Here is a 6,000-nt window from a genome sequence, read left to right as displayed (position 1 = left end):
TCTTTTTCATTTTCCCGTCCTATCTACCTCAAATTTTTAATCTTTATATTCATGAATAAATATTAGTTTTCTATCAATTCTTTTGTTTCGATCCAAACAAAAACGATTGTTTAACAGCGTCCTTATCTATTCTTTATGTAGTATGTTTGATTCATTTTCCCATGATACATATGTCGAACAGAAAAACCCCTTCAGGTGAGAAGGGGTTTTTATCATACGGCTACGCCTACTGATAAACACCATCATCATTTTAACAACTTTCGTATGAATTTTAAAGCACTTTTTGTAGAAGAATAACGAATTTTCATATCAAATACTGTAGATTGGGACAAAATGCTTTTATAGTGTGAAAATGTGCGAAAACTTTGTTTTCCATGATAACTTCCTAATCCACTGCTCCCAACACCACCAAAGGGTAGATATGGCGTAGCAAGATGATATACAACGTCATTTATACACCCACCGCCATATGAGATATTACGTGTAATTTGTCTTTGAATTTCTTTACTCTCTGAAAATACATATAAAGCTAATGATTTAGGTTGTCGCTGAATTCTTTCAATGATGTCTTCTATTTTCTCATACTCTATAATCGGCAAAATTGGACCGAAAATTTCATCTTCCATAACGGAATCCTGCCATGTAATATTCGTTACAATACTAGGCTCAATATGCAGCGTTTCTTCATTATATTTCCCACCAATTTCCACCCTGCCATCTTGTAAGAAAGAACATAATCTTTCAAAATGACGTTTACTGACAATCCGAACGTAATTTTCATTTTGCAGTGGTTTTTCGCCATATTGATTTTTAATTTCAATTCGTAGTGCTTCAATAAATTGTTCTTTTACAGAAGAATGAACATATATGTAATCAGGCGCAACACATGTTTGTCCCGCATTCAAGAATTTCCCCCAAACTATGCGCCTTGCTGCTATTTCTAACTTTGCATCATTATGCACAATACATGGGCTCTTTCCACCAAGCTCTAACGTAAGGGGAATCAAACTTTTAGCTGCCGCCTCCATAACAATTTTACCCACTCCAACGCTACCGGTGAAAAAAATATAATCAAACGGCTCTTTTAACAGTGCTGTACTCTCCTCAATACCGCCTTCAACAACCGCAACAAGTTCAGCCGGAAATAACTCTTGTAACATATTTGCAAGAAGACTAGAAACATTAGGTGTCAATTCTGACGGCTTTAATACAACCGTGTTTCCAGCGGCTATTGCCCCTACAAGGGGTGCAATCGCAAGTTGAAAGGGATAATTCCACGGAGCCATTATAAGAGTAACACCGTAAGGCTCTGGAACGACTTTCCCCTTCGAACCAATGTGTGTAAGTGCTGTACGAACGCGCTTTGGCTTACTCCATGAAGAAAGATGTTTCATTAAAAAGGAAATCTCCTTTAATACGTATCCAACCTCTGTCGTAAATGATTCATGATCTGATTTATTTAAATCCAATTTTAACGCTTGAAAAATATCAGATTCAAAACGCTGAATCCCTTCATATAATCTTTTTAAATGTTGCTTTCTTTCTTCTATATTTCTTGTGTGACCTTTATAAAAATATGACTTTTGCTCGTTCACAATAGAAGTGATATCCATCTATTATCCCTCCTTCTATATTTACATTGCTATTTCAACATATACATTACTGTTACGAAAACAAAAAGTGACCTACACTCATTTTCTCTCTTTGTTTTCACTTGGCATGGGGCAGGAAAAAGATCTGACCGCTTCTACGCTTGGACGGATGCTCTCTATCACCTTAAAAAGGGTTTATATTGGTTCTTCAATATATATTCCACCTTTTACTTAACATTTTCCTATTCTTAAAGTTTAATTATATACGAGTTTGCATTTCATATAAAATACATTTGCTCATAAAAAAAGCTGTTGAAAGGAAAACCTTCAACAGCTTCTTCATAATTAACGATATAAGCGAACTGCACCTGCAGACTTATCATCCGATTGGCCAACTACTTCAAATTTCAGGCCAAGTTTTGGTAAAATGCGTCCTGCATCTGGAATTTGCTTATTAATATAAGCTTTAGAATCGTCGAACTTCGCAACACCTGGTAGTCCACTGTATTCAAATGTTCCACGAGGTTGTGATACAACTTTCCATGCCGGTGTTTGATCGAAAGAGAACGCTGCATCAGCAATTTGATAACGTGTGCTATCTTTAAATGTTGGCTTACCATTTAAAGTTCCTGCAATTGCTTCAGGATGAGAATCAACTACACCAAGGAATCCGTATCCTGGATGCACGCCAACCCAGTTATCTGTATAGCTTGAGTCTGCATACCATACAACCATACCTGTGTTATATACTGGACCGCGAGCATATTTTAACGCTTCGTCAGCACCAGCATAGTTTCTCCACTCTACATAGTAGTTGTGCTTTTTCTTTTCAATTCCATTAGAAGCAATGAAGCCATCTAGTTTGAATTTTGGTGTACCTTCTGCATCATCAGAGAATACAACATTACCATCTACTGTTAATGTTGCATTATCAAGAGTAAATCCATCTAATGCTAAACCACCATCCGTAATATATTCAAATACAAGCTTCACTTTCTTACCTTTAAATTGGCTTAAATCATAAGATTTGTCTACCCATTTTCCAAGAGTGGTATCTGCACCACCTTTTACATTTTTATTACCAATTGTATCGATTAATGTTTTCGATCCATCTTCTGCTACTGCATGTACTTCTAAGAAATCATAGTCTGTTTCAATTTCATATAATGATTTGTAATCAAACTTTGCATTTGTTGCATTTGTTAAATCAAATAAAGGTGTTTCTAATGTTGTATGAAGATCATCACCTTTTGTACTATAGTAGTACTTCTTACCAAACGCAGGTTGAATTCCTTTTACATCTTTATCCGGTAAATTAACACGGATCATACCTGGACGAGCCGTTTTTGTTACACTTTGATCTAGGTATGTTGCATAACCAATTCCTCGGTTTAACTTCTCATAATCTAATTCCACAATATTCGCCCAGTTTCCACCAATTGTTTTTTGGAAGAACTCTTTGTTTTGCGGAGAGAAACTTGTTGGCGTTGTTCCAGCAATTTCACCAGCCCAGCTACCACCACTCATAATAGACCATGACTGAACTGGCTCGCCGCCGCCAGAATATTTTGTATCATACTCATCTGGAAGACCTAAATCATGACCATATTCATGCGCGAATACACCGACCGCTCCATCTTCTGGTTCAATTGTGTAGTCAAACGCTGCCATTTTGCCATTCCAGTATGGTACTTTTGATTTTGTACCTTCTATTTCATATGGTTTTTGACCAACTGTCCAACGATGTGACCAAATTGCATCATCACCCAATTTACCGCCACCAGCTTCTTGTCCAACACCAGCATGGATAACCATTAAGTGGTCGATCAAGCCATCTGGTTGATTTTGATTGCCATCTTTATTTACATCATATTGATCAAATTGATCGAATTCTGATAAATCAAGACCGCTATCTACCGCTGCTTTTAATGCATCTTTGATCAGGTCACGAGGTCCTAGTGGGCCTTTATTATCATGGCCGTCTCCAGCATCTGCACCGTAATCAGACGCTTTACCTGGAACTGTTAACCACTTTGTAACCGTTCCATCTACTGTATAGCTACCGCCAGATTGTTCTTCATAATATTTCTTAAATGTTTCAATGCTTGTCCCATCTTCTAATTTAAATGGTTCGTTACCAAATAACATTTTTTGATAATGTTCTTGGTTAAAATCACTAGAATACATATAACCAGGCTCTTTATCGATATTATTATGTTTGAAATCAGCATACTCTACAAGTAAAACAAGTACTTTGTCTTTACGAACGTTTCCATTATACTCTTTTGCCTTTGCAGAAGTAGTTGGCACTTTACCATTTAATGCGCCTTTAACGGGAACTGCTCCAGCTTCATTTCCATTTGCTGGTGTTTCTAATTTTTCTTTTGTATCTGCCTTTGCATCTTTAACCTTCTTCAGGAAATCAGACGCTTCTTTTGTAACAGAATCCCCAGTCGTTTCTTCTTTTCCAGGTTTGTCACCCTTCTTTTTCTCTACATACTTTTCGACAGCTTTCTTTGTCTCTTCATTTGAAGCTGATGAATCAATTACTCCTCGGTTTTTAAGAGCATTAGCTAAGCGCTCTTCTGGAATTAAATGATCATCAATCGGGCTTGTAGGTACTGTTTTTGCAGGTGTTTCTGCATAAACAGACTGGCTACCAGCCCCAAACGAGCAGCCAAGAACAGCTGCTACAGCAAGTGTTGATAACACTTTAAACGGTTTCTTTTTCATCCCTTTTTTCCTCCCCCAATAAAATATGTACCAATATTTAGATAATAATAAAAATTCAGTAACTTTTCAATATTTTGTTTGATTTTGTGCTATTTTGTAACTTTTGTAACACGTTTGTAAAAATAACATATTTTTCACAAAAATATCCCTCTATATATCAGTTATTTCTGAAGATATTGATAATTTTTGATAAAACTATTACAATTTCTTTATAGAATGACAAACTAGTAACTTTTTATTAGTGTTACCTACAAAATATACAATAAATTAACATTATTTTTACCAAATTAACTTTTTGAAATATTATAATGTGTTTAAAAGGTTGTTTATTTTGTACGATTCATTACACATTAGGGAGGAATACACTTTGTACAAACAAAAGGCAGATACGCTAGATCAGGATTGGATTGATTTAATGCTTGAAGCTTTAGATGCTGGGATCGCTATTCAAGATATCGAACACTTTTTCCAACGTATGAACCAGCCTACCAGAAACTAGCAGCGTAGCAGAGGCGTTCTTTTTAACGAAATTTGTGTTATAATAATGACATCATAAGCCGACTACATACTTACAGAAAGGTGCACAAAGATGATAGGAGAACGTATAAAACGCCTTCGGTTGCAAAGAGGGATTTCTTTAACAGAACTTGCTGAAAAAGCAGGTGTTGCAAAGTCTTATATTAGTTCCATTGAACGTAATTTACAAAAGAACCCTTCCATTCAATTTCTTGAAAAAATTGCGAATGTTCTGAAAATACCAGTGGACACACTCCTTCATGACGAAACATCATCCGAAAACCAATTGGATTCGGAATGGACACACCTCGTCAAAGAAGCTATGAACTCCGGTGTCTCAAAAGAGCAATTCCGTGAATTTTTAGAGTTTACAAAATGGAAGAAAAACCAGGAATAATATATACAAGGAGGAGTGCATACTGGGGGGCGCTCTTTTTTTATTTACAAAAAAAGCGGGGAATCCCCGCTTTTTTGTTTGTTATTTCCTTATTGATTATCTCTCTTCGCCTTCAGTTTGGCTTGCATTGAATGTCCATTCTAAGTTTAATTTATCGCCTTGGAATTTATTTTGATCTTTACCATTTTCTTCAAATACAAATTGTACCCACAGGTAGTCTTCTGTTCCAGCTTCTAAGCCACCTTTTTCACCCCACTCTGGAGCAAAGATGTCTTTTGCTAGAAGATCTGGATCAGCATTTTGTAAATCTGCTAATGTTGTTTCATATACAGGCTCGCTTTGTTTATCCCAGTTCCAAATAAATTTCACTTTAATATGCTTACCGAAATCTTCCCCAGCGTTATCGCCTTTCGCATCTGTAACTGAGTACTTCGTTGCTAATTTAACATCTTTAATTGCTAACGTGCCGCTGTTCTTTAATAAGAATTCTTTCTTAACAGAATCGCCTGGTTTAAGGTCCTTAATATCTACAATTGTTTGAGGGTCCAAAGTAAGATCTAATGTACCCGCTGCAAACGTATTGTTCGATACTTCTTTGTCACTAAAGTAAGCGAATGTTCCTCCACCGATTAAAGATAATCCCAATGCCGCTGAAGCGACTCCCATACCTAATTTTTTCTTTAAACTCACTGTAAATTCCCCCTAGCTATTTTTTTTTATTGTTATCTCTTAATGTAGGATAAGAGGTATAACCAATCGAAC

The 6,000-nt window shown here is 36.2% G+C and carries 5 protein-coding genes; 2 read left to right on the top strand and 3 right to left on the bottom strand.

What is annotated here, in order from left to right; all coding sequences use genetic code 11:
* Positions 1 to 245: 245 nt before the first annotated feature.
* Together AC1DIT_RS14345 and AC1DIT_RS14340 are read right to left on the bottom strand one after the other, a co-directional pair.
* Positions 246 to 1,613, bottom strand: coding sequence for an aldehyde dehydrogenase (locus AC1DIT_RS14345; RefSeq protein ID WP_016113894.1), 1,368 nt, complete (start codon positions 1,611 to 1,613; stop codon positions 246 to 248).
* Between the two features lie 324 nt (positions 1,614 to 1,937).
* Positions 1,938 to 4,325 carry an immune inhibitor A domain-containing protein gene (locus tag AC1DIT_RS14340; protein WP_016113893.1) on the bottom strand — a complete coding sequence of 796 codons (2,388 nt, stop codon included), beginning with the start codon at positions 4,323 to 4,325 and terminating at the stop codon, positions 1,938 to 1,940.
* A gap of 367 nt (positions 4,326 to 4,692) precedes the next feature.
* On the opposite strand from AC1DIT_RS14340, the gene AC1DIT_RS14335 reads away from it, so the two are divergent.
* Entirely contained in the window at positions 4,693 to 4,824 is a 132-nt protein-coding gene (locus tag AC1DIT_RS14335; protein ID WP_016113892.1) for an anti-repressor SinI family protein, read from the top strand.
* 90 nt (positions 4,825 to 4,914) lie between these two features.
* Positions 4,915 to 5,238 (top strand): helix-turn-helix domain-containing protein, encoded by a 324-nt coding sequence (locus AC1DIT_RS14330; RefSeq protein ID WP_016113891.1) that lies wholly within the window; start codon positions 4,915 to 4,917, stop codon positions 5,236 to 5,238.
* Between the two features lie 96 nt (positions 5,239 to 5,334).
* Here the strand turns inward: AC1DIT_RS14330 and calY are convergent, their stop codons facing one another.
* Positions 5,335 to 5,928 carry a biofilm matrix protein CalY gene (gene calY / locus AC1DIT_RS14325; protein ID WP_016113890.1) on the bottom strand — a complete coding sequence of 198 codons (594 nt, stop codon included), beginning with the start codon at positions 5,926 to 5,928 and terminating at the stop codon, positions 5,335 to 5,337.
* Between the last annotated feature and the right edge of the window lie 72 nt (positions 5,929 to 6,000).

The sequence above is a fragment of the Bacillus sp. 05T22 genome (assembly GCF_056396765.1).
This window is presented reverse-complemented; position numbering and strand designations above follow the sequence as displayed.